The 23,712-nt window shown below is 66.4% G+C and carries 21 protein-coding genes; 11 read left to right on the forward strand and 10 right to left on the reverse strand.

What is annotated here, in order from left to right:
• Nucleotides 1-10 precede the first annotated feature (10 nt).
• A complete protein-coding gene (gene gyrB, locus A9D12_RS05675) occupies nucleotides 11-2,587 on the reverse strand; it encodes a DNA topoisomerase (ATP-hydrolyzing) subunit B (RefSeq protein ID WP_068350430.1) in 2,577 nt (858 codons plus the stop codon).
• 96 nt (nucleotides 2,588-2,683) lie between these two features.
• Nucleotides 2,684-3,433, reverse strand: a complete 750-nt coding sequence (locus A9D12_RS05680; protein ID WP_068350431.1) for a PIG-L family deacetylase — start codon at nucleotides 3,431-3,433, stop codon at nucleotides 2,684-2,686.
• A gap of 81 nt (nucleotides 3,434-3,514) precedes the next feature.
• Here A9D12_RS05680 and A9D12_RS05685 point away from each other — a divergent pair, with 81 nt between their 5' ends.
• On the forward strand, nucleotides 3,515-4,219 hold the full coding sequence (locus tag A9D12_RS05685) for a ZIP family metal transporter (protein WP_068350432.1): 705 nt from the start codon (nucleotides 3,515-3,517) through the stop codon (nucleotides 4,217-4,219).
• A 38-nt stretch (nucleotides 4,220-4,257) separates the two neighbouring features.
• Nucleotides 4,258-5,808: a class I adenylate-forming enzyme family protein gene (locus A9D12_RS05690; protein ID WP_068350433.1), complete on the forward strand. Its 1,551-nt coding sequence runs from the start codon at nucleotides 4,258-4,260 to the stop codon at nucleotides 5,806-5,808.
• A gap of 598 nt (nucleotides 5,809-6,406) precedes the next feature.
• Here A9D12_RS05690 and A9D12_RS05695 read toward each other — a convergent pair.
• On the reverse strand, nucleotides 6,407-6,718 hold the full coding sequence (locus tag A9D12_RS05695) for a UrcA family protein (RefSeq protein WP_068350434.1): 312 nt from the start codon (nucleotides 6,716-6,718) through the stop codon (nucleotides 6,407-6,409).
• A gap of 268 nt (nucleotides 6,719-6,986) precedes the next feature.
• On the opposite strand from A9D12_RS05695, the gene guaA reads away from it, so the two are divergent.
• The 4 genes from guaA to A9D12_RS05715 all read left to right on the forward strand — a co-directional run bounded on the left by guaA (nucleotide 6,987) and on the right by A9D12_RS05715 (nucleotide 11,140).
• Nucleotides 6,987-8,588, forward strand: coding sequence for a glutamine-hydrolyzing GMP synthase (gene guaA, locus A9D12_RS05700; protein ID WP_068350435.1), 1,602 nt, complete (start codon nucleotides 6,987-6,989; stop codon nucleotides 8,586-8,588).
• A 175-nt stretch (nucleotides 8,589-8,763) separates the two neighbouring features.
• The gene (locus tag A9D12_RS05705) at nucleotides 8,764-9,294 is read left to right on the forward strand and encodes a YceI family protein (RefSeq protein ID WP_231889703.1); all 531 of its coding nucleotides are present in this window, start codon (nucleotides 8,764-8,766) and stop codon (nucleotides 9,292-9,294) included.
• A gap of 119 nt (nucleotides 9,295-9,413) precedes the next feature.
• Complete coding sequence (locus A9D12_RS05710) at nucleotides 9,414-10,433, forward strand: NAD(P)H-dependent flavin oxidoreductase (protein ID WP_257737052.1); 1,020 nt, start codon at nucleotides 9,414-9,416, stop codon at nucleotides 10,431-10,433.
• Nucleotides 10,434-10,621: 188 nt separating this feature from the next.
• Entirely contained in the window at nucleotides 10,622-11,140 is a 519-nt protein-coding gene (locus A9D12_RS05715) for a hypothetical protein (protein ID WP_068350437.1), read from the forward strand.
• Here the strand turns inward: A9D12_RS05715 and A9D12_RS05720 are convergent.
• Both A9D12_RS05720 and A9D12_RS05725 read right to left on the reverse strand, forming a co-directional pair.
• Nucleotides 11,098-11,586, reverse strand: coding sequence for a hypothetical protein (locus tag A9D12_RS05720; protein ID WP_068350438.1), 489 nt, complete (start codon nucleotides 11,584-11,586; stop codon nucleotides 11,098-11,100). The two genes, A9D12_RS05715 and A9D12_RS05720, sit on opposite strands and share 43 nt — an antisense overlap.
• 76 nt (nucleotides 11,587-11,662) lie before the next feature.
• The gene (locus tag A9D12_RS05725; RefSeq protein WP_068350439.1) at nucleotides 11,663-11,917 is read right to left on the reverse strand and encodes a zinc-finger domain-containing protein; all 255 of its coding nucleotides are present in this window, start codon (nucleotides 11,915-11,917) and stop codon (nucleotides 11,663-11,665) included.
• A gap of 253 nt (nucleotides 11,918-12,170) precedes the next feature.
• Here A9D12_RS05725 and A9D12_RS05730 point away from each other — a divergent pair, with 253 nt between their 5' ends.
• The 5 genes from A9D12_RS05730 to A9D12_RS15125 all read left to right on the forward strand — a co-directional run bounded on the left by A9D12_RS05730 (nucleotide 12,171) and on the right by A9D12_RS15125 (nucleotide 18,696).
• On the forward strand, nucleotides 12,171-13,124 hold the full coding sequence (locus A9D12_RS05730; protein ID WP_068350440.1) for an ABC transporter ATP-binding protein: 954 nt from the start codon (nucleotides 12,171-12,173) through the stop codon (nucleotides 13,122-13,124).
• A gap of 409 nt (nucleotides 13,125-13,533) precedes the next feature.
• Nucleotides 13,534-15,141 carry an L-aspartate oxidase gene (gene nadB / locus A9D12_RS05735; protein ID WP_231889704.1) on the forward strand — a complete coding sequence of 536 codons (1,608 nt, stop codon included), beginning with the start codon at nucleotides 13,534-13,536 and terminating at the stop codon, nucleotides 15,139-15,141.
• 76 nt (nucleotides 15,142-15,217) lie between these two features.
• The gene (locus A9D12_RS05740) at nucleotides 15,218-16,150 is read left to right on the forward strand and encodes a TraB/GumN family protein (RefSeq protein ID WP_068353782.1); all 933 of its coding nucleotides are present in this window, start codon (nucleotides 15,218-15,220) and stop codon (nucleotides 16,148-16,150) included.
• 33 nt (nucleotides 16,151-16,183) lie between these two features.
• Nucleotides 16,184-17,095, forward strand: coding sequence for an alpha/beta fold hydrolase (locus tag A9D12_RS05745; RefSeq protein WP_068350441.1), 912 nt, complete (start codon nucleotides 16,184-16,186; stop codon nucleotides 17,093-17,095).
• Nucleotides 17,092-18,696: a c-type cytochrome gene (locus tag A9D12_RS15125; RefSeq protein WP_068350442.1), complete on the forward strand. Its 1,605-nt coding sequence runs from the start codon at nucleotides 17,092-17,094 to the stop codon at nucleotides 18,694-18,696. Before A9D12_RS05745 ends, A9D12_RS15125 begins: the two co-directional genes overlap by 4 nt.
• On the opposite strand, the gene A9D12_RS05755 is transcribed toward A9D12_RS15125, so the two are convergent.
• Genes A9D12_RS05755 through A9D12_RS05775 form a run of 5 tightly spaced genes read right to left on the reverse strand, consistent with a single transcriptional unit; the run spans nucleotide 18,693 to nucleotide 23,707 of the window.
• Nucleotides 18,693-19,670: a hypothetical protein gene (locus A9D12_RS05755; RefSeq protein WP_068350443.1), complete on the reverse strand. Its 978-nt coding sequence runs from the start codon at nucleotides 19,668-19,670 to the stop codon at nucleotides 18,693-18,695. The two genes, A9D12_RS15125 and A9D12_RS05755, sit on opposite strands and share 4 nt — an antisense overlap.
• Nucleotides 19,667-20,758 carry a GNAT family N-acetyltransferase gene (locus A9D12_RS05760; RefSeq protein ID WP_068350444.1) on the reverse strand — a complete coding sequence of 364 codons (1,092 nt, stop codon included), beginning with the start codon at nucleotides 20,756-20,758 and terminating at the stop codon, nucleotides 19,667-19,669. Before A9D12_RS05760 ends, A9D12_RS05755 begins: the two co-directional genes overlap by 4 nt.
• On the reverse strand, nucleotides 20,755-21,897 hold the full coding sequence (locus A9D12_RS05765) for a hypothetical protein (RefSeq protein WP_068350445.1): 1,143 nt from the start codon (nucleotides 21,895-21,897) through the stop codon (nucleotides 20,755-20,757). The genes A9D12_RS05760 and A9D12_RS05765 overlap by 4 nt, the downstream gene beginning before the upstream one ends.
• Nucleotides 21,894-22,769 (reverse strand): HesA/MoeB/ThiF family protein, encoded by an 876-nt coding sequence (locus tag A9D12_RS05770; RefSeq protein WP_068350446.1) that lies wholly within the window; start codon nucleotides 22,767-22,769, stop codon nucleotides 21,894-21,896. Before A9D12_RS05770 ends, A9D12_RS05765 begins: the two co-directional genes overlap by 4 nt.
• Nucleotides 22,766-23,707 (reverse strand): hypothetical protein, encoded by a 942-nt coding sequence (locus A9D12_RS05775; RefSeq protein ID WP_082925411.1) that lies wholly within the window; start codon nucleotides 23,705-23,707, stop codon nucleotides 22,766-22,768. The genes A9D12_RS05770 and A9D12_RS05775 overlap by 4 nt, the downstream gene beginning before the upstream one ends.
• Nucleotides 23,708-23,712 lie beyond the last annotated feature (5 nt).

The raw sequence follows: 23,712 nt of genomic DNA on the forward strand, positions 1-23,712 counted from the left end.
TCAAGAAGGATCAGACGTCGAGGTTGGCGACGTTGAGGGCGTTGTCCTGAATGAATTCGCGGCGCGGCTCGACGATGTCGCCCATCAGACGGGTGAAAATCTCGTCCGTCACATCGGCATCCTCGACCTTGACCTGCAGAAGGATGCGGGCTTCCGGGTCAAGCGTGGTTTCCCACAATTGTTCCGCGTTCATCTCGCCCAGACCCTTGTAGCGCGCGATCGCCAGACCCTTGCGCCCCGCAGCGAAAATCGCCTCGAGCAGCTGGCTGGGGCGGCTGATCGTGCCGTCGAAGGCGGCGACCGGCGCTGCTGCACCATCTTCGCTCTCGCCTGCCAGCGGTTCTTCGGTGACGGGGACGGCTTCGGGTTCGGGCTCCTCGGGCTCGGCACCGGCGCGCACCAGACTGACCGGCTCGGCATAGGCTTCGGCCTGCGCGGCGGCGAGGCTGTGAAGCTTGTGCGCCTCGGTGCTCGAAAGGAACCGGCCCTCGATCTCGTGGACATCAGTGACCCCGCGCCACAGGCGTTCGAACACCACAGTGCCATCCTCGCGCTGGCTTGCCGACCAGCGCGCCTCGCGGTCGCCTGCGCCAAGCCGCGCGGCCGCGCGCGCCAGCGCAGCGGCCAGCGCATCGCCTTCGAGACCGGGCTCAAGCGCGCCGGTCAGCGCCATCTGTTCGACGATCCCGCTGTCGTAACGCCGCGGGACGAAGGCGAGCAGGTTCTTCAATCGCAGCGCGCTGTCGACGAGGCTGCGCAGTTCCTCCGCGCCGCGCGTTCCGCCGCTGGTTTCGAGCACGCGGCCCTGGAGCCCGGCATCGACCAGATAGCGGTCGAGCGCGCCCTGATCCTTGAGGTAGACTTCGCTGCGCCCCTTCGACACCTTGAACAAGGGCGGCTGGGCGATGAACAGGTGCCCGGCCTTGATGATCTCGGGCATCTGGCGGTGGAAGAAGGTCAGCAGCAGCGTGCGGATGTGCGCGCCGTCGACGTCTGCGTCGGTCATGATGACGATCTTGTGGTAGCGCAGCTTGTCGAGGTTGAACTCGTCGCGGATCCCGGTGCCCATCGCTTGGATCAGCGTGCCGACTTCCTTCGACGAAATGATCCGGTCGAACCGCGCGCGCTCGACGTTGAGGATCTTGCCCTTCAGCGGCAGGATCGCCTGCGTCTTGCGATCGCGCCCCTGCTTGGCCGAACCGCCCGCCGAATCGCCTTCGACCAGAAACAGTTCGGACTTGGCCGGATCGCGTTCCTGGCAATCGGCCAGCTTGCCCGGCAGCGAAGCGACGCTCATCGCGCCCTTGCGGCTCATTTCGCGGGCGCGCTTGGCGGCTTCGCGTGCGGCGGCGGCGTCAATCACTTTCTGGATGATCGCGCGGGCCTCGTTCGGGTTTTCCTCAAGCCACTCCGTCATCTTGTCGCTCATCAGCGATTCCAGCGGCGAGCGCACTTCGGAGCTGACCAGCTTGTCCTTGGTCTGGCTTGAGAATTTCGGGTCAGGCAGCTTGACGCTGACGATCGCGGTCAGGCCCTCGCGCATGTCTTCGCCCGACAGGCTGACCTTTTCCTTCTTCAGCATCCCCGAACGCTCGGCATAATTGTTGAGCGTGCGGGTGAGGGCCGCACGGAAGGCGGCCAGGTGCGTGCCGCCGTCGCGCTGCGGGATGTTGTTGGTGAAGGCGAGGACGTTCTCGTAATAGCTGTCGTTCCATTCGAGCGCGACATCGATCCCGATCCCGTCCTTCTCCGCCGATACCGAAATCGGCTCGGGGATCAGCGGCTGCTTGTTGCGGTCGAGATATTTCACGAAAGCCGCGATGCCGCCTTCGTAATAGAGATCGTGCTCGGCCACGTCCTCGTGGCGCAGATCGCGCAGGCGGATGCGCACGCCCGAATTGAGGAAGGCCAGTTCGCGGTAACGGTGTTCGAGCTTTTCGAAATCGAACTCGGTGACGTTCTTGAAGGTGTCGTGGCTCGCCTTGAAGGTGACGCGGGTGCCCTTCTTGAGACCATTGGCATCGCCGTTGCCCGTAACCGGCGGCGCATCGCCGACCACGCGCAGGCTTTCGACCGCATCGCCGTGTTCGAACCGCATCCAGTGTTCATGGCCTTCGCGCCAGATCGTCAGTTCGAGCCATTCGCTCAGCGCGTTGACGACCGACACGCCCACGCCGTGCAGACCGCCCGACACCTTGTAGGCGTTGTCGTCCGAGGTGTTCTCGAACTTCCCGCCCGCGTGCAGCTGCGTCATGATGACTTCGGCCGCAGACACGCCTTCCTCGGAGTGCATGCCGGTGGGGATGCCGCGCCCGTTATCCTCGACCGAGACCGAGCCATCGGGGTTCAATTCGATCAGCACGAGGTCGCAATGGCCCGCCAGCGCCTCGTCGATCGCGTTGTCGCTGACCTCAAACACCATGTGGTGCAGACCCGATCCGTCGTCGGTGTCGCCGATATACATGCCGGGCCGCTTGCGGACCGCATCGAGGCCCTTCAGAACCTTGATCGAATCGGCGCCATATTCATTGGCATTGGGAAGCTTGGCAGGCGCCTGACCGGCGGCGTTCAAATTGTTCTCGTCCATGGCCCATCATATAGGGGCTACGGCGGGGAAACCCAACCAAGATAGGGTCGCAAGCGGCGCTTTTCCCCGAGTGATCAGGCCGCCTGCGCGCGCAGGTCAGAAGGCCGGGCGGAAATGGACCTTTCCGCGCCACATCGTGGCATCGAACAGCGCCATCATGCCTTCGCGCGTGGCGGTGTCGAACTGCGTTTCGTGGCACATCGCCGCGGCCTTTGCGGCGGCGAGATCGGCGGGGGTGTAGGGGATGGTTTCGCTGAGCAGCGCGGGATCGGTCGTGGCCCACCCTGCCATGTCCGGCACCGGCGGCAGGCTTCCGGCGGGAATGCCGACATAGAGCAGCCGGGGCCGCGCTTCGGGCGCCATCGCCTGCACGATCTGCGAGGCGACCGCGCTTATCATCCGGTGATCGGCATGGCCGTATCCGCCATCCGGTCCCCAAGTCAGCACGATTGCCGCCTCCCCGATACGCAGGGCCAGCGCCTCGGCGAGCGATCCGCCGCGCGCATGATCGGCAAGCGTGCCGTCGCCAAATTCCAGATTTGCCACCTCGGTGGCGCCCAGCGCTTTTCCCGCACATTGCGCTTCGGCGCGGCGGACGGCGGCGAGCGCTGCGCCCTTTTCCATGCCCGATACGCCGGGGCCTTCATCGCCGGGCGTCGCGTGGACGATGCTGACAAACCGGCCCTCGCGCGCCAGCGCGGCGATCGCGGGTGCCATCAGCAACTCGTCATCGGGATGGGCGAGGACAACGACCACGCTTTCCGGTTCGGGAGATGTCACCTTGCCATGCGCGGCCGATGCGACCGTTAGCGCGGCGAGCGCGGCAATGCTGCCTTTCATGGTCATCGATATCTCTCCCCGCGGCCATCCTTGCCATGCATGTGCGCAGGCGTGCAACATTCGGCCGGAAAACCGATTGAGCCTTGCATGATGCTGACCCTGATCGTGATCGCCGTGGTGTCGGGCGCGCTCCTCGCCGGGGCAGCATGGGGCGCCTATTTCAGGCTCGGCAAGAAGACCGAAGGCTTTCTGGTCGCGCTTGCCGGCGGCGCGCTGCTGCTGTCCGCGGTCAGCGAATTGATCGTCCCTTCGATCGAGAAAAGTTCGGTGATGGTCGCAATGGCCGGTGTTCTGGCCGGCGCGATCGTGTTTTCCGCGCTCGATTACTGGATCGACGAAAAGTGGGGCGAGACATCGGGTGGCGGCCTCCTCGCGGCGGTAACGCTCGACGGATTGCCCGAAAACCTTGCGCTCGGCGTGGCGCTGATCGCCGCGACCCCGCTTGAAGTTGCCGCGCTGGCGGGTTCGATCCTGTTGTCGAACCTGCCCGAAGCCGCGGGCAGCGCGCGCGAGATGAAGGACAATGGCGAATCGAAGTCCAGGATCATGCTGGTCTGGGCGGGAACCGCGCTGGCGCTGTCCGCTGCGGCCCTGATCGGCAATGTCACGCTTGAAGGGGTCAGCGAGCATTGGCTTGCGCTGATCCGCTGTTTTGCGGCGGGCGCGGTGGTTGCCAGCCTCGCGACCGAGGTCTTTCCCAAGGCCTACAAGGAAGACCACCACCTCGCCGGGATTGCGACCGCGCTGGGCGTGATGCTCGCCTTCGGATTGGGATCGCTGGCGGGGACTTGATAGTCGACAAGTGTGCGTAGCGCCATAAAGTGCAGGCCATGACCCACTTCGATCCGCAAGCCGCGCTTGCCGAACCCTTCGGCAATTTCCCCGAGATCCTGATGCAATGGTCGCGCGTGAAGGGCGACGCGCTGGCGCTGATCGACGATCACCGCGAGGTTTACTGGGCCGAACTTGTCGGCCTCGTCGAACGGCTGGCGACGCGATTGGTGGAAACCGGATTGCAGCGCGGGCAATCGGTCGCGATCCTCGGCACATCGAGCGTGGAATATGCGCTGGTGTTTCTTGCCGCCGTGCGCGCGGGCGGGGTCGCCGCACCACTCACCACCAGTGCGAGCGCGGAGCAGCTTGAAGGCATGGCGCGCGATTCGGGCGCGATCCACCTGTTCATCGACGCGGCAAAGGCGGCGGAGCTGGGGCCGGATTTCATGGCCGATCTGGTCCGCATTCCGCTCGACAGCATCGGCCAGTGGATGGCGCCTCCGGGCGCGCGCGCACCGGAGTTTGCGCCCGCACCGTCCGATCCATTCAACATCATCTATTCATCGGGTACCACCGGCATTCCCAAGGGTATCGTGCATGCGCACGGAATGCGCTGGCGGCAGTTCGCGCCGACTGCGCTCAGCTATCTCAATGCCGGCATCGCGGTGCGCTCGCTGGCATCGACGCCGCTTTATTCGAACACCACGATGGTGGCCTTCCTGCCGGTGCTGCTGGCGGGCGGATGCGTGCGGGTGATGGGCAAGTTCGACTGCGCGCGCTGGCTCGGCTATGCTGAAGCCGACCGCACCACGATCACCATGCTGGTGCCGGTGCAATACCAGCGGCTGATGGATTTTGCGGATTTCGGCAATTTCGATCTGTCGGCGCTCAGGCTCAAATACTGCACGTCGGCGCCCTTCTCCGCCGAGCTGAAGCGCGAGGTTCTGAGCCGGATGCCGGGCGGGCTGATCGAGATCTATTCGATGACCGAAGGCGGCGTGGTCTGCCTGCTGCCCGCGCACGAATTTCCCGACAAGCTCCACACCGTGGGCCGCCCCGCACCGGGCAGCGAATTGAAGGTGCTGGGCGATGACGACCGCGAAGTCCCACCCGGCACGCCGGGCAATATGGTCGGGCGCAGCCAGACCATGATGAGCGGCTACAAGAACCAGCCCGGCAAGACCGCCGAAGCGCAGTGGATCGATCCTGCAACGGGCGAGGCTTGGATGCGGATGGGCGATATCGGCCGGGTCGATGCCGATGGCTTCGTCGAGCTGGTGGGCCGCGCCAAGGACATGATCATCTCGGGCGGGTTCAATATCTACCCGAGCGATCTCGAGGCCGAATTGCTCAAGGAGCCCGAGGTGGCCGAGGCGGCGGTCGTGGGTGTCGCTTCGCGCAGCTGGGGGGAGACGCCGGTGGGCTTCGTGGTGCTGCGCGGTGACCGCGAGCCCGGATCCGTGCTCGCCGCAGTCAACGCCCGGCTCGGCAAGACGCAGCGGCTCTCCGCACTGCACAGGATCGACGAGATGCCGCGCAGCCATATCGGCAAGCTGCTCAAGACCGACCTGCGCGAAATGGCCGAGCAGCTGGGTTCAGGCGGATAACCGCCCGATATCGCTACGCACAGGCTTGCATGAATAGGGGGAGTGACCGGAGCGGCAGCTAGGGGGGAGAGGGACAACCGCTCCGGCAGGCGCACGATATAAACGCAATTGCGCAATAATCAATCACAAATGCGACCGGAAAAAATTTTGCGGCGCAATCACCTATCGCCTTCGGCGTCCAACGACCCGTTTCACAAATGATTTGTGACGACGGACCGCAGATCGAGACGCGGCCACCATTAGAGGGGGGGGAGTGCGGTGGCCGCGTCTCTTTCACTGCTTGCCCGCCGCAAGGGCGGAGCGATCACCATCAAGGCAGCCAAGCAAGGGGGGAAGCTGGCACGTCCTTGTTGGTCGGCAGAGGGCGACAAGGCCGTTTTCGGCCCGGGTCGCCGGCAATGTGTCCTTGCGGATCGCAGAGGTGGAGAGGAGGTCCCTGCGGCACATCACACGATTGCGCAATTGGGATCCCGAACGCGCCTTTTCAAATGCGAAAACGCGTCCCGCAATTGCACTTTGCGCAACAGTAGGCGTGTCATTTGACGCAAAACGGCCGCCGGGATCTGTCGACGGCCGCTAGTCTTGCAAACGATTTTAATCAGTTGGCGGCAACTTCGCGGCCACTGCGCGCTGCCGCCGCGACCACGCGATCGATTTCGGCGCGTGCTGCGAGGCGGGCATCGGCCAGGCACTTGCTGTCCACCGCATCGCGGCTGAAGGTGTAGCGTGCGGTGCCTTCGAAGGTGCAGGCCTTGCGCAAACGGCTTTCAAGCCGCGTTTCCAGCGCAGCGCGCCCTTCGTTCGAGGCCACGTCGACGTCGGCATAGTCGACCCGGACAGTGCTGACTTTTTCAGCCGCAGCGGGTGCGGCGATGGTGGCAAGCGCGATCAGCGGAAAAACGAAACGCATCGGGATACTCCGGAAATTTGAAAGAGGGTGAAAGGTGAGGCGATGCCGTGACCGGCATTCAGTCTCTGTTTGAAACTATGGTGCAGCGCACAAGATTAATGTGCAAATGCGAAATGCTCGGAATCGGTTCCAAACTTTGCAACGGCCGCGCGCAAGAATTCGGGAACCCGCTGGCGTTGCGAAAAACTTTTTGAGAGGCGGCGCAAAAATCACGCGTGATCGCCTGCATGCGCTGGACAGGCGCGGATGCGCTCCGTAATCCGCCGCCATGAGCGCGCACCCCTCCGAGGCCCTTGCGGGCCATTCCGCCGTCTCCGAGTCGATCCTGATCGTCGATTTCGGTTCGCAAGTGACCCAGCTGATTGCCCGGCGGGTGCGCGAGGCCGGTGTCTATTCCGAGATCGCGCCGTTCACGCAGGCCGAAGCCGCCTTCCACCGGATGAAGCCCAAGGGCATTATCCTGTCAGGCTCGCCTGCCAGCGTTCCTGCCGACGGATCGCCGCGCGCGCCGCAAGCCCTGTTCGATGCGGGCGTGCCGATCCTCGGGATATGCTACGGTCAACAGGTGATGACCCACCAGCTTGGCGGCGAGGTCAAGCCGGGCCACGAAACCGGCGAAGGCGGCGAATTCGGCCGCGCGTTCCTGACTGTCACCGCCGAATGCGCGCTATTCAACGGGTTGTGGGAGGTCGGGACACGGCATCAGGTCTGGATGAGCCACGGCGACAAGGTTACGCAATTTGCCCCCGGCTTCGAGATTGTCGCCACCTCCGATGGCGCGCCCTTCGCGGTGATCGCGGACGAGGCGCGCAAGTTCTACGGCACCCAGTTCCACCCCGAGGTGGTCCACACCCCCGATGGCGCGCGCCTGATCGCCAACTTCGTGCGTCACGTCTGCGGGCTAGCAGGCGACTGGACGATGGCCGAATTCCGCCAGACCAAGATCGCCGAAATCCGTGCGCAGGTGGGCGACAAGCGGGTGATCTGCGGTCTTTCGGGCGGGGTCGATTCGGCGGTGGCTGCGGTGCTGATCCACGAGGCGATCGGCGACCAGCTGACCTGCGTCTTCGTCGACCACGGGCTGATGCGCATGAACGAGGCCGAGCAGGTCGTCACCCTGTTCCGCGATCACTACAACATCCCGCTGGTGCATGTGGAGGCCGAAGAGCTGTTCCTCGGCGGGCTTGCTGGGCTCACCGACCCCGAAGCCAAGCGCAAGTTCATCGGCAAGACCTTCATCGACGTCTTCGAGGCCGAAGCCAGAAAGATCGGCGGCGCGGATTTTCTTGCGCAGGGCACGCTTTACCCTGACGTCATCGAAAGCGTCAGCTTCACCGGCGGGCCCAGCGTCACGATCAAAAGCCACCACAATGTCGGCGGCCTGCCCGAACGCATGAACATGCAACTGGTCGAGCCTCTGCGCGAATTGTTCAAGGACGAGGTGCGCGATCTGGGCCGCGAACTGGGCCTGCCCGATGCCTTCGTCGGCCGGCATCCTTTCCCCGGGCCGGGCCTTGCGATCCGCATTCCGGGCGAGGTCACCAAGGAACGCTGCGATATCCTGCGCAAGGCCGATGCGGTCTATCTCGAGGAAATCCGCAACGCCGGGCTGTATGACGCGATCTGGCAGGCCTTTGCCGTGCTGCTGCCGGTCAAGACCGTCGGCGTGATGGGCGACGGGCGCACTTACGATTCGGTCTGCGCGCTGCGGGCGGTAACGTCGACCGACGGGATGACCGCCGATGTCTTCCCCTATGATGCCGGCTTCCTGACCCGCGTGGCCACCCGTATCGTCAACGAGGTCAAGGGCATCAACCGCGTGGTCTACGACTACACGTCGAAGCCCCCGGGCACGATCGAGTGGGAATGACGATAAGTCGGGCGTGATCGACCCCTTCCGCACACAGGGCAAATCGCATATCGCATCGCTTATGCGGTCGCTTGCTTCCCTTTCGTTTTCAGCCATCCTTGCTCTCGGTCTCGCTGCGTGCGCCGGGCCGGAGGCGGATGCGCCGCCCGCGCCCGATGCCAGCGCCAGCGCAGCCGTGACCGACAGCGCCTGGACGCTCGATCCCACCGCCTCGCGGCTTGGCTATGTCTCGATCAAGGCGGGAGAGGTTGCCGAAAACAATCGCTTCGATACGCTGTCGGGCAAGGTCGCTACGGATGGCACTGCCAGCGTCGATGTGTCGCTGGCCTCGGTCAACACCGGAGTTGCGGTCCGCAACGAGCGAATGCGCGATGTGTTCTTTGCGGTTGCCGACAATCCGACCGCGACGATCACCGCAAAGCTTGATCCGGCACGGTTCGGCGGGCTGATGGTTGGGCAGACGGTCAGCCGACCGTTGCAGGCGAGTGTCACGATCAAGGGCGCTTCTGCCGACATCGTGACAGAGGTGCTGGTGACCCGCACGGGCGAGGACCGCGTGATGGTGCTCTCCGCTGCGCCGGTCATCATTTCGACCGACATGTTCGGGCTGACGGACGAACTAGGCGAATTGCGCGCGCTGGCGCAATTGCCGTCGATCACGCCGGCCGTCCCGGTAACCTTTACGCTGGTATTTACCCGCGGCTGACGGCGCGCCTCGGGCTGCGTGCCCACTTTCAGCCTATCGTCCGCGCCCTGACGCTACGACATCGCGCATCGCGCCGGCGCACTGCCAAAAGCGGGCTTGAAAGCTCCGCGCAACTCCGCTTGTCTGGCTTTCAAACACGCCATTGCCACCGGAGAGATACCGCCATGAAGACCGCCATCACCGAAATGTTCGGCATCCAGCACCCGATCATCCAGGGGGGCATGCATCATGTCGGCCTTGCCGAAATGGCGGCTGCTGTGTCCAACGCCGGCGGGCTGGGGGTGATCACCGGGCTCACGCAGGGCACGCCCGAGAAGCTCGCGAACGAGATCGCGCGGTGCAAGGACATGACCGACAAGCCCTTCGGCGTGAACCTGACGATCCTGCCGACGCTGACCCCGCCCGATTATCCGGGGCTGGTAAAGGCGATCATCGATGGCGGGGTGAAGGTGGTCGAGACTGCGGGGCGCAACCCCGTCGATCTGCTCCCGCCGCTCAAGGATGCCGGGATCAAGGTGATCCACAAGTGCACCTCGGTGCGCCACTCTTTGAAGGCGCAGGACATCGGCTGCGATGCGGTGAGCGTCGACGGGTTCGAATGCGGCGGGCATCCGGGCGAGGACGATGTGCCCAACTTCATCCTGCTGCCGCGCGCGGCGGACGAGCTGGAAATTCCCTTCGTTTCGAGCGGCGGGATGGCCGACGGGCGCAGCCTTGTCGCCAGCCTCGCGATGGGCGCGCAGGGGATGAACATGGGCACCCGCTTCATCGCCACGAAGGAGGCTCCGGTGCATGAAAACGTCAAGCAGGCGATCCTGGCGGCGAGCGAACTCGACACCCGGCTGGTGATGCGCCCGCTGCGCAACACCGAGCGCGTGCTCAACAATGCCGCGGTCGAGCGGCTGCTCGAAAAGGAGCGCGCGCTGGGCGATGCGATCACGATCCAGGACATTCTGCCCGAGGTCGCCGGGGTGTATCCGAAGATCATGCAGGAAGGCACGATGGATGCCGGCGCGTGGAGTTGCGGGATGGTCGCAGGGTTGATCAACGACATTCCCACCTGTCAGGAACTGATCGACCGGATCATGCTGCAGGCCGAGGAGATCATCGCCCGGATGCATGCCATGGCTCGCGCCTGATCGCGGGCTCCACTGCGCACCTACGCAATGTCCGCTAGGTAGTTCAACGCATTATCTGAACCGCATCCTTGCGTCACAATGGCGCGCGCGCTGCATCCATTCCGGGGGGAGTCGATGGCATGCGTCGGTTTGCATGATACCGGTCGGCTTCGGGAGGCTTGCCGGCTGACTTGGACGGAGCGGTGGTGATGGATATTCCAGGGGGCCCAGCAGCGCTGGCCGGCATGATGATGTGCGTGGGGCTCGCGGCATGGACTTTGGGGCGGTGGCAGGGGAATGCCATGGCGGTGGTCGATCGCGCCGCTGCGGTCACCGGCGAGGCCGCAGCGCGGCTGGCGCTCGCGATCAGGCCGCACGATGCGCCCGCGCGCCCGTCGTGTCATTGCAGCGCCTGCGCAAATGCCGATTATCGCGGAGACGAACTCGCCAGTGCAAGCGCCTTGGGGGCGATGCACGAGGAGATCTCGGCCTATCGCCGGGCCGAGCAGATCCTGTGCGATCTGAGCAGCGATGCGCTTCACCAGATCGCGCTGTCCTCCGGAGAGGGGGCTGGCGAATGCGAGCCCGCATCCGCGGAAGGCATCCCGGATCCCGCACCCGGCGAGCACGACTGCTTCGCCGAATGCCGGCACACCGCGCGCGTGGTGATGGCAGAACGCGGCGCTTACCCGCCGGTGGACATGCCTGCCGCCTTGACGCGCGTATAAGGCACGAAGTCTTCGAAAAACACCGGGCCCATGAAGAAGCCGCTGAACTGATCGACAGCGCGCAGCAGATCCGTGCGGCACATCTGCGAACCGGTCACGCGGTCGCTGATCAGGATGTTCCTGTCACGGATCTCGTCCGGATCGCGGGTGCGCTGGACATAGATCGTGTTGCCCGACCCATAGACATAGGCAACGCCCTCGATCGTCCGCATCGGCTGCGAGGGCCGGGTGTTGATGCACCGCACCGGCGCGCCCGCGACGCGGCCTTCGAGCAGCTTGGCCAGCTTTTGCTCGCCCGCGCTCGGCGCCTCTTCGGAAACCTCGGCTTCGAGATCGCCCTGCGCCCGCGCGGTGGCCTGTGCCGAAAGGCTTGCACCGCCCGCCATCGCAAGCGCGGCGGCAAGACAGCCGATCAGGGCTTTCGAGTGATGGGACATGCGGATCATCGGCGATTCTCCCCAAGCATTGCGGGCATCACTCTGTCACAAGGCGGCTGAACCGGGCCTGACCGCAGGACGGCATTCAACCCGGGCTGGCACCCTCTGCGATATCGGGAAGGCGCGCCTGATCCGCGCCATCGGCCACGCCGCCTTTCAGCACGAAGCGCCGGTCGCAATAGCCGCAGTCGACATAACCGCGCTCGTCGATTTCGAGGAACACGCGCGGATGACCGAGCGCCGCAGGGCGAAAGCCTGCCATGCCGCGGATGCCGCTGGCCCCGTCGCAGGCGACGCGGCGGGTTTCGACCAACAGGGTTTCAGGAGGTGGAATGCTCATGGCCCGCCGATACTCTTCCCCAAGCGCCAGTTCAATCGCTTTGCAACGCCCGCCGCGCGAGTGTTGGAGACACATGAGACAGTGTCCAGAACGCAAAAACCGGCCCCTGCATGAAGACGCGGCAGCGGCGGGACAGCGAAGGCGGTGCAGACGAAGACCATGCCCCTGATCCTGCCAGTCGCGATGGCAGTAGGAAAGCGGCGGCATGGTTGCGCTTGCCCCGCAGCCTGCAAAGGCGGTAGGGCCGCAAGCCATGTCATCCCAGCCCGCGATCCGCATCGACAATCTGGTCAAACGCTATGCCCCCGCAAAGGCCGCGAACGGCGCGGTCTCGCAGGGCAAACTGGCGCTGGACGGGGTCAGTTTCGATGTGCCGCAGGGGTCGATTTTCGGTCTGCTCGGCCCCAATGGCGCGGGCAAATCGACGCTGATCAACATCATGGCCGGGCTGGTCAACAAGACCGGCGGAAACATCGATATCTGGGGCTTCGACATCGACCGGCATCGCCGCAATGCCAGCCGGTCGATCGGGATCGTGCCGCAGGAAATCGTGTTCGACCCGTTCTTCACGCCCTTCGAGGTGCTGGAAAACCAGGCCGGTTTCTATGGCATCCCGGCTGCGCTGCGCCGGTCGCAGGCGCTGCTCGAAGCCGTGCGTCTGGCCGACAAGCGCGATGCCTATGCGCGCACATTGTCGGGGGGCATGAAGCGGCGGCTGCTGGTCGCCAAGGCGATGGTCCATTCGCCGCCGATCCTCGTGCTCGACGAACCCACCGCCGGGGTCGATGTCGATCTGCGCCGGCAATTGTGGGAACTGGTGAGCGAGCTGAACCGCGAAGGCGTGACCGTCGTGCTGACCACGCATTACCTCGAAGAGGCCGAGGAACTGTGCGACCGGATCGCGATCATCAACCATGGCCGGGTGATCGCGGACAAGCCGACCCGCGAACTGGTCGACATGGCGCGCGAGAAGATCGTGGTGGTCACCGCCGCATCCGATCTTTCATCCGCGCCGCATCACGACGCGTTGGGCAAGGTCGAATGGGACGGGGCGCGCAGCGTCGAGGTCACCTATGACAAAGACCGCCTCAACGCCGGGCAGGTGCTGGGCATTCTCCAGGCGCAGGGGATCGTGATCGAGGATGTCACCACCCGCGAAGCCGATCTGGAGGATGTGTTCGTCCAATTGACCGCAGCGGCGGCCTGACCGGGCGCGGCGGTTACCGCCCGGCGGTATTGCCGGATGGTGCCTGATCGGTTTCGTGGCGATGCCAGTTGTTGCGGCTGATCCGCGCGATCGGCGCACCGCAGTCCCGGCACAGGCCGATGTAACTGCGGCCATTCCAGACAACATCCCGGCGAACGGGGCTGTGCCGATTTAACCGGCAAAGAACTTGAGAGAGAACTGACATCGACAAATCCTCCTCGCCTTTTGAAGGGGGGAATATTCTGATCGATCCTCTCACCCGTGCGCCCGGCTCTCCGGCCGGATCGCGTTGCTCTGATCAAATAGTATCTTGCTGTGCCGCAAACCGCGCAGAATTGCTTTGGGGATGCGAGCTTACGCCCGTGTGACTGGCTTGGCTCTTGCTCGTGCCGTGTTTGCACGGCAAGGCATGGCCATGGCAAAACACGGCGGACGGAACGAGCCCTACGATGTGCTGGTAATCGGCTCTGGCGCGGCGGGGCTGACAGCGGCCTTGGCGCTCGCACCGAGCGTCAGGGTGCTGGTGCTCGCCAAAGGATCGCTGACCGGCGGGTCGACCGCGTGGGCGCAGGGCGGGATCGCCGCGGTGCTCGATGCCGGCGACACCTTCGAGGACCACATCCGCGATACGATGGTGGCGGGCGCCGGGCTGAACGACCGCGAGACGGTCGAATTCGTGATCGAACGCGCGCCGCAATCGATTGACCGCCTGTGCGAGCTTGGCGTGCCGTTCAACCGCGAGGAGCACGCGCTCCACCTCACGCGCGAAGGCGGCCATTCGCACCGCCGGATCGTGCATGTCGACGATGCGACCGGCTGGGCGGTGCAATCGGCGCTGCTCAAGGCCGCCGAGGATCATCCCAACATCACGCTGCTGCCCGGGCGCACCTGCATCGACTTCATCACCGACCGCCACCGCGAGGCGTTCTCGGCCGCCGGGCGCGTGTGGGGCGTCTATGCGCTCGACGAGGCAAGCGGCCATGTCGAACGCCATCTGGCGCGCGCGACGGTGCTGGCGACCGGGGGCGCGGGCCGCGTCTACCAGTTCTCCACCGCGCCGCGCGGCGCAACCGGCGATGGCATCGCGATGGCCTGGCGCGCAGGCGCGCGCGTCTCCAACATGGAGATGATGCAGTTCCACCCGACCTGCCTCTACAATCTCGACGTCAAGAATTTCCTCATCACCGAGGCGGTGCGCGGCGAGGGCGGGCATCTGCTCCACCCCGAAACGGGCAGGCGCTTCATGGTCGATTACGACCCCGAGCGCATGGAGCTTGCGCCGCGCGATGTGGTCGCCCGCGCGATCGACGACCAGATCAAGCGGTTCGGCCTCGATTACGTCCATCTCGACATCAGCCACCAGCCCGAAGATTTCGTGCGCGGGCATTTCCCGACGATCCATGAAAAGCTGCTGGGTCTGGGCATCGACATGACGAAGCAGCCGATCCCGGTGGTGCCGGCGCAGCACTATACCTGCGGCGGGGTGGTGGTGGATCTTGCCGCGCGCACCGATGTGCCGGGGCTGTGGGCCGCGGGCGAATGCACCGAAAGCGGGCTGCACGGCGCGAACCGGCTGGCGTCGAACAGCTTGCTCGAATGCTTCGTCTTCGGCGAGGCGGCGGCGCAGGACATTCTCGCGCACTGGGACACGCTGGAAGCGCCGCCCGCCATCCTGCCGTGGGACGAAAGCCGGGTGACCGATTCGGACGAAGAGGTCGTCATCAAGCAGAACTGGACCGAAATCCGCCGCTTCATGTGGAACTATGTCGGTATCGTGCGCACCACCAAGCGGCTGGAACGCGCGGCGAGCCGGATCGAACTGCTGAAACGCGAGGTCGAGGATTATTACGGCGCATTCCGGGTGACGACCGATCTGATCGAACTGCGCAACCTGCTGCAAGCCGCCGAGCTGATCGTGCAGTCGGCGCTCCGCCGGAAGGAGAGCCGGGGGCTGCACTACACGCTCGATTACCCCGCGCTCGCGGATGAGGCCAAGGATACGGTGCTGGTGCCTTAGCGCGCGAGGGCGTTCGGACAGCGTTCACAGCCTGGCGGGCACAGGGTAAACGATTGAACGAATGGGGGCGCTGGCGATGAAACGGTTCTGTGTATCTGCGGGTGTTGCGGCGCTGCTGGCCACCCCTCTTGCCGCACAAGAGCCCGCGCCGACCGAATCCGAAAACGCCATCGTCGTCACCGCGCAACGCTCGGGCGCGCCGATGTGGACGATCGATACCGCGACCGGCACCGTCATCCTCGTCGGCGAGATCCGGGCGATCCCCAAGTCCACCCCGTGGGAGCCTGCGCGGCTGGAGGAAGCGACCCGCGCCGCCGACCGCGTGATCCTTGGCGCGCGGCCCAAGGTGTCGCCGGGCGATGTGCTGCGGCTGATCTTTTCGGGATCGAAGTTCACCAGGCTGCCCGACAAATCGCAGGCGAGCCAATACCTGACGCCCGAACAATGGGCGCGATTGCAAGCGCTCGGCACCGCGCATGGCGAGGATTATGCGCGCCAGTCCTTCCTGCTGACCGCGTTCGAGATGCTGAGAAAACAGCTCCGCTTCAACCGCGACACTGCGGACGAGCCTTCGGACGTGGTGCGCAAGGCCGCCGACAAGGCCAAGGTGCCCACCACCCGCGCGGCCACCTTGCGCGGCGAGGATATCATCGACAACCTCGCCGATGCGCCGCCAGAAGCGCATATCGCCTGCCTCGATGCCGCGATGGATGCGGTCGAGGCCGGGCCGCAGATCGTCGAGAGCCGCGCGGCCGACTGGCGGCGCTACCGGATCGCGGCGGTGATGGCGAACCCGCTCGAAGGCGCGCTGGGCCAGTGCTGGCCGTGGGCGGACGACACGCTGGGCAGCGAATTGCGCACGATCTGGGTCACCAGCATCGCCGAAGCCAGCGCCGCCAGCGGCACCACGCTCGCGGTCGTGCCGCTCAGGGTGTTGGCGGAAAAGCAAGGGGTGCTTGACCAATTGGAGCAACGCGGCTTCGATATCGCAGGACCTGCATGGAAGTGAACCGCGCAGGCTGAGAGAGGACCCGAACCGCCCATGCCAACGCTCGTCACGCCCAACACCGGCATCGAACTTTTCTACGAGGACAATCTGCCGCAGGGGAGCGCGCCTGACGCGCCGGTGATCCTGCTGGTGATGGGTCTGGGCGCGCAACTGACCTTGTGGCCCGACGAACTGGTCGCAGCCCTGGTGGGCGATGGCTTCCGCGTGATCCGTTACGACAACCGCGACATCGGCCTGTCGCAAAAGTTCGACGGCGCGCGCGCGCCCAGCCCGGCGATCCAGGTGCTGCGCAAGAAGATCGGCTTCCCCGCGCGCGTGCCCTATACCCTCAAGGACATGGCCGACGACGGGATCGGGCTGTTGTCTGGTCTCGGGATCGACAAGGCGCATGTCGTGGGCGCCTCGATGGGCGGGATGATCGTCCAGCTGATGGCGATCCACCACCCCGAACGCCTGCTGTCGATGACCTCGATCATGTCGACCACCGGCAGCGGCAAACTGCCGCAGGCCGAAAAGCACGCGATCGACGCGCTCACCGCGCCGCTGCCAGGGATGGAGGAAGAGGTCGTGATCGCGCACGGGCTCAACATCGTGCGCAATATCGGCTCGCCGCCGAGCGCGGAGTTCCCCTTCGACGAGGCGGCACAGCGCGAGCGGGTGCTGCGCAATATCCGCCGCAGCGTCTATCCCGCCGGGCTCCCGCGCCAGCTTGCCGCGATCATCGACGATGGCGACCGCACTTCGCGGCTCGCCGCCGTTCGCACGCCGACGCTGGTGCTGCACGGCGAGGCCGATCCGCTGGTGAAGCGCGAGGGCGGCGAGGCCACCGCCAAGGCGATTTCGGGCGCGCGGCTGGTGACCTATCCGGGCTGGGGCCATGATATCCCCGTCCCGCTGATCCCGCGCATCGCCAGCGAGATCGTCGCCCACGCCCGCAACGCGTGAGGCTGGGCAGGCTGCCGCTGGCGGGGCTGGCCGGGATTGTCGGCCTTGCCGGCTTTGCGCTGCTGGCCCGCCAGCCCGACGGCGAATCGCGCGCCGCACCGGTCCTTCCCGCCGCTGCCGGCATCGCCGAGCAGGGCGCGGCAGCCTTTGCCGGGCATGGCTTCGGCGGGATTTCGCAGACCGCGCTGGAAACCAATGCGGTTCCGTTCAAACTGGTCGCGGCCGCGCTGGTGCTCGAAGAACGGCAAAGCGATCCGAGCGCGCCTGCCGATATGGCCACCTTGCGCCGCGTGCTTGCCCGCTTCGGGTTCCTCTATCCCGCCACGATCCGGGGCCTGCCGCCGGGCACGCGCCTGAATTTGAACAAAAAGCCGCTGGGCATGACCCACGGGTTTATCGCGCCGGTGGGCGGCGCGCGGGTCGAGGTCGCCAATCTGGGCTGCGCGGCGTGCCATGCCGGGGTCGCCTATGCGCCCGACGGCACGCCGCAGCCTGACCGCGCGGTGCTGGGAATGGCGAACACCTCGCTCGATCTGGAGGGCTACACGCAGGCGATCTTCGTGGCGCTGCGCCGCCATGCGGGCGATCCGGCGCTGCTCGACATGGCCGACACGCTGTTCCCGGACATGGGCTGGCAGGAGCGCGCCTCGCTGCGCTGGATCGTGCTGCCGCTGGCGAAGAGCAGGCTCGAAGGGCTCGCCGCAGCGCCGCGCGCGCTTCCCTTTCCCAACGGGCTGCCGGGTGCGACCAACGGGGTGGCCGCGCTGAAATTGCAGACCGGCACGCCGTTGCTGGGCGGCGGGGCGGGGGATCGCGGGTTTGTCTCGATCCCCGATCTTGGCTTACGCCATCATCGCAGCCGCCTGCTGGCCGACGGGGCCTATGCCGCGCCGTCGGGCCGGGCCGATCGGCGCGAACTGGCCGCGATCACCAGTTTCTTCACCGTTCCCAGCATGGGGGTGCGGCCGGAGGAGGCGCAGCGCCACATCCCGCAAGCCCGCGCGATTTTCGCGTGGCTGGCCGACTACCGCCCGCAAGCCTTCCCCGGCCCGCGCGACATGGCCGCCGCCGCGCGCGGCGCTGCGATCTACGAACGGGGCTGCGCCGCGTGCCACGGCAGGTTCGACTGGAACGGCGGCGCGCCACGGCTGGCCTCCTTCCCCGACTGGGTCGGCGATGTCGGCACCGACCCCTTGCGCGCGCAGGCGCTGGACGAAGGGCTGGCGGGTGCGATCCGCACCTCGGCCTATCGCGCGGCGATTTCGGTGCGGCGGGGGGAGGGCTATGCCGCGCCGCCGCTCGCCGGACTGTGGGCCTCGGCGCCCTATCTTCACAACGGGTCGGTGCCCAGCCTTGCCGCGCTGCTCGATCCTGTGCTGCGCCCGGCCCGTTTCATGGTTGGCGGCCATGCGCTCGACTGGGAGACGGTGGGGATCAGGCTGACCGCAGAGGGGCGCTATCCGGCGGGCTATGTGCCTTTCGCGCTGCCGCAATGGGTCGAAACGCGCGCGCCGGGTCTCGGCAACCGGGGGCACAGCTACGGCAGCGCGCTTTCTACGGCGGATCGGGCGGCGCTGCTCGAATTTCTCAAGCTGCTTTAACGCACCAGCACCTCGGTCAAGGGGAGCCGCGCGCGCGCGAAAGGCGCGCCGTCACGGCGGCCGATCCGCAGCGCGCTGACAAGGCGGCGGCGCGGGGGGATCGCGTGTGTCCGGCAAAGCGATGCTGCGGCGTCCGGATCATCGGCGAGCGCGGCAAGCACATTGCCGCCAAGCCCGCCCGCATCGACTTCCAGCCACAGCCGGTGGAACGCGCGCCCGCTTTCGAATGGGTCTTCGCTTGCGGCGCGGTGGAACAGCACGAGCGCGGCGGCGTTGGCAAAGCCCTTGGCCTCGGCGAGCAATGCGGGCGCAAGGCGCAGCGCGGCCAGCGGGGCGAACAGCGGCCCCAGCACCGCGCCGGCGCCGATCGCTTCGATCCGCGAAAGCCGCATCGCCTCAGCATTGAGCCCGTCGCGCGACCATCTCGGGTGGCTCCGGTTGAGCCGCATCCAGTGGCGCAGTTCGGCGCGGAAGGCACCGCCGCGCATGATTGCATAGCTCGCCCGGTCATACAGCGCGGCAGCGGCGGCGATCGCGGCGGGATCGGTGATGATCGTCCGGTCCTCCCCCGCCAGCGCACAGGCTGCGGCGTGGTCCTGCGCCGATGGCGGCTGGAACCCGCCGCGCCACGAGGCGCGTTTTCCCAGCACTGCGAGCAGCGGATCGGGCGAAGCGCCGGGGCTGAAGACGAGCCTTGCAACGGGGCGCAACCCGCTGCGATCATCGCCCGAAAGCCGCGTAACATGTGCGCGCAGCCCAAAGCCCGAGGCTGCAATCACCGCGCCCTCTGCCGCCGCCCCCAGACTGATCGCGGCGTCATTGCCGCGCGGGTCGCCCACCGCGAGCCGCCGCTTGGTGTCCTCCAGCAGCACGAGATCCGCGCTCTCGATCCGCCAGCGCGCGGGCTGGACATTGTGGACGCTGGGCGCAGCGGTCGCGCTCGCTACGATCTGGCGGAGTATTTCGGCGGTCATGCGATGGCCTTGCGGAACAGGTGGAGCTTGTGCAGCCACCGGCCGTTCATCTTCTCGACCTGCCTGAGGCTTGCGGGATTCTCGTCCGCGATCCACGTGCCGCCGATGCTTTCGTATCCCGCCGCGCGCACCCGTCCCAATGTCTCGGCGAGCATCGCGCTCATGATCCCCTGCCCGTGCGCGGCGCGGGCGACCGAATAGAAGATGATCACCGCGCGGCGGCGGTTCATGCGGTAGCGCAGGAAATGCCACGGGGTTGTGAGCCCGATGCGCGAGCGGGTCGCCTTGAGGAAACCGTTCAAATCGGGGATCGCGATGATCACGCCCACGGGCACCCCGTCCTGCTTGACCACGGAGGACAGGCGCGGGTCGAGGATCGTGCTGAGTTCGCCCGCCTGAAACCGGAACTCCTCCGCCGTCAGGGGCACGAACATCGGGTTCTCGGCAAAACCATCGTTGAGCAACAGGCGTGCTTCCTCCATCCGTTCGGGGAAGGCCGCCTTGCGGATCGGGGCGAAGGTGAAATGCGCCGGGTCCAGCCGCGCAGGCGGCGGCGCGGCGGCGGCGAGATCGATTTCGAAGGTGGTCATCGGGAACAGCCGCGCAAAGCCGTTCGCCTCCAGGATCCCCGGCAGCCACGGCGGGCCGACAATCATGTCGGTATAGGCGGGCTCGTCGAAGCCGGCAGTCATCACCCCGCATTGCTGCATCGCGGTGAGGTTGAAGTTGCCGACCAACTCTGTGGTGCCTTGATCCCGCGCGAAGCCCTCGGCGGCGTCCAGCAGCAGATGCGCGGCTTCGGGATCGTCGGCGCAGTCGAAGAAGCCGAACTGGCAGCGGTTCCAGCCCCAGCGCTGGTTCGACTGATGGTGCATGTGCGCGATGATCCGCCCGATCGGCCTGCCATCGCGGTGCGCGGTCCAGAAGCGGTAGGGATTGCCGCTGGTCCACAGCGGGTTTTTCTTCGGATCGAGCATCCGCAGGATGTCGCCGCGCATCGGCGAGACATAGCCGACGCTGCGCGGATAGGCGTTGAAGGGCGCTTCGAAAAAGGCGCTCGCATCGCCTTCGCGCAGGGTCAGGGTCATGGGGCGCGCTCCAGGAGCCGAGCTATGAGGGTGAGTTCCTGGGTCAGCTGCGCTTCGCCCAGCGCGCCGCCCGATATCGCGAGAAAGCGCGGGCCGGTGGCATCGGGCGCCAGGCGCAGGAGGTGGCTCGCGCCGTAGCGGGCGAGCAACTCGCGCGCCGCGCCCGTCGCCGCGTCGCTTGCCGGATCGCGCGCGGCGGTCAGCACGGGTCTGGCCGCGAGCGCGCAGACCAGATCGCCGGGCAGATCGGCCAGCGCCTCGGGGCTGACAGACTGCGCGCTGGCGAGCAGCGGGTGCGCGGCAAGGATCGCGGTTTCATCGGGCGCGGCGCGTGCAATCGCAGGAAGCAGCGCCTCGCCCTGCGTGCCGGCGCTGGCAAACCGTTCGGCGAGCAGCACCAGCGCCGCAGCCGCGCCCGCGGTGGCGGCTAGCGCGATTGCGAGCGCAGCGGGGGCGGCGGCAAGCTGCGCAGACAGCGCGGCAAGCCCGCCAGCCCCCACCGCGAGCGCCAGATCGCCGAGCAGCCGCAAGGGCCGGCTCGCGCGTCCCGCAAGGCGCGAACAGGCCAGCACGAAGACCAGCGCGGCAAACGGCCCGCCGCGAAAGGGAAGGCCCGGAAAGGCCCAGGCAAAATCGGTCGCCAGCAGCGGCAGCGCCAGTCCGAAGGCCAGCGCGAGCATATCGGCCGCGCGCCGCTCTGCCAGCGAGACCGAGGCGCGCTGGCGCAGCAGATGGAGCAGGATCGCGGCGATGACCGCCGCCTGAAACAGCGCGAGCGCGATCAGCGCAGGCCCCGTCCACACCAGTCCGAAAGTCACTGCAAGGAACGTGAAGGCGCCCGCACCGCCCAACGCCAGCAGCTTGACCGCGCGCGGTGCGTGGCGGCGCACCAGTTCCTCGGCAAGCCGCAGTGTCATCAGCGGGAGCCATGCGGCGACCGCCATCGTCAGTGCGGTGACCACCGGCGAGGGCAGCGCAAAACCCGCCAGCCGCAGCGCCAGCAGCAGCGCGATCAGCGTCAGCAGCCGCGCCAGATGCCCTGCCACCCCGCCGCCGCGTGCCGCGCGCGCCACACCGACGCGCGCAATCACTGCGGCAGCGATGCCGATCGCGGTCAGCAGCGCGCCGATCGCGGTCATTCGGCGAGCAGCCGTGCCATGAAGCGCCGCACCAGCGCGCGCTTGGCAAAGGCGAGCGGGGCACTGAGCGGGCGCTCGACCCGCTGGGCGTGCGCGTTGAAGAAATAGCCGCGATAATCGGTGCCGCCCGGGCGGCCGAGGATCACCCGGATCGCTTCCTCCGCCATCATGGTGCCCGCAAACGTCACTATCGTCGAAAAGCTGAAGCGCGACCGCTTGCCCGCCGCAACCTCGCCCGCAACATCCAGATCGACATATTTGTGGCTGGAGGAATGGACGAGGACATATTCGATCTCCTTCATCAGGCATTCGACGCCCATATCCTTGGTGATCGCCTGCCACGGCACGCCCACGGTGGGGTAGCCGAGCCGTTCTTCGAGCCGGGGATCGCCCGGGCGCACCACCGTGACCGACGGCAGCGGCGCGGCATAGGCATCGATAAGCGTGCGGCCATGCGCACGGCATTGGCGGTAATACTCCGCCCCCGCCGCCGCATCATCGGTGCCGTTGATCGCCACCGCGACGCGCGGGAGGATGTCGGGCAGGCGACCCGTCCATTCGCGGCCCAGCACTTCGATCTGCAATTCGGGATTGATCTCGTGCGCGAGCCGCGCGGCGGCCTCGGCCTTGAGCTGGCCGATGGTGTCCGCGCGCGCGAACAGCTGGCGGTTGAGGTTCGACACTTCGAACACATCGAGATCCGCGATCACGAAGCGGCCCACGCCCGCGCGCACCAGCGCCATGAAGGCAGCGCCCCCCATCCCGCCGACGCCGGGGATGAATACGCAGGCTTCGCGAAGGCGCGCCTGTTCGGCCTCGCTCACGAAGCCGCGGTTGCGGGTGGTCATCTCGGCATAGGTGAAGGCGGTCATGGCAGCGGCCTCAATCGGTTGTAGCGGCGGGTTGGATCGAGCCACTGGATCAGCGGGGCCAGCACCGCGCCGGCCAGCACCATTGCCGCCTGCACGGCGAGTTGCGGCAAGGCGCTGCGGGGCACGCTGCGCGACAGGAAACGTTGGCCTGCGGCAAGGTCGATCGACCCGATCTGCAGCACGTCGTCGCCGCGCGCATAATCGAGTTCGGTCTCGCAAAAGGCGTTGTAGGCCACCTTGCGATGCTTGGCGGCGATGGCGAAGGTCTTCTTCAGATTGTCCGACCCGCCGGTATAGGCATTGGTGATCACCTGCCGATCGGGATCATAGCCGGCATCCTTCCCCACGCCGAAAGCATGGCGGTGGCGGCGCATGATCTGGTGCGCCAGATGCTTGTGCGTGAAGCTTTGCGGGGTGCCGCCTTGCGCAGGGAACACATTGCTGAAGGTTTCGGCGACCATGCCGACCACCGCGGGCACCTGCGTCACGCTGCTTACCCACAAGGGGCGCATCCCTTGCCGCAGGAACAGCGCAAAACAGGTGAGGCCGTAGAGGATCCACGACAATCCGCCGCTGCGTTCTTCGGGATCGACCATCACCAGCCCCAGATGCAGCACGCAATCCTCGCCGCCCGCACGCGTGACGGCAAGCTGCGGCATCGCGTTGAAAGCGACCGCGCGGTTGTCGGACAGCCGGGTGACCAGCGTGATGACGCTGCGATCCCACGCGCTTCCGTCTTCGGCGAACAGGCCATAATCGAGGCTCTCCCCGCCAAGGCAGGCGCGAACCACGGCCTCGCAATCCTGTTTCAGCCGCGCAAGTGCGGGCGGGGGCAGGCTGGTGCCCGGCCGCTCGACGATCCACACGCGGTATTGGCGCGATGGCTTGAACGAGAGCGACAGGGTCTCCCCCGCCAATGCGCCCAGCAATTCCAGCAAAGCAC

The organism is Erythrobacter neustonensis (assembly GCF_001663175.1).
Lineage (GTDB): Bacteria > Pseudomonadota > Alphaproteobacteria > Sphingomonadales > Sphingomonadaceae > Erythrobacter > Erythrobacter neustonensis.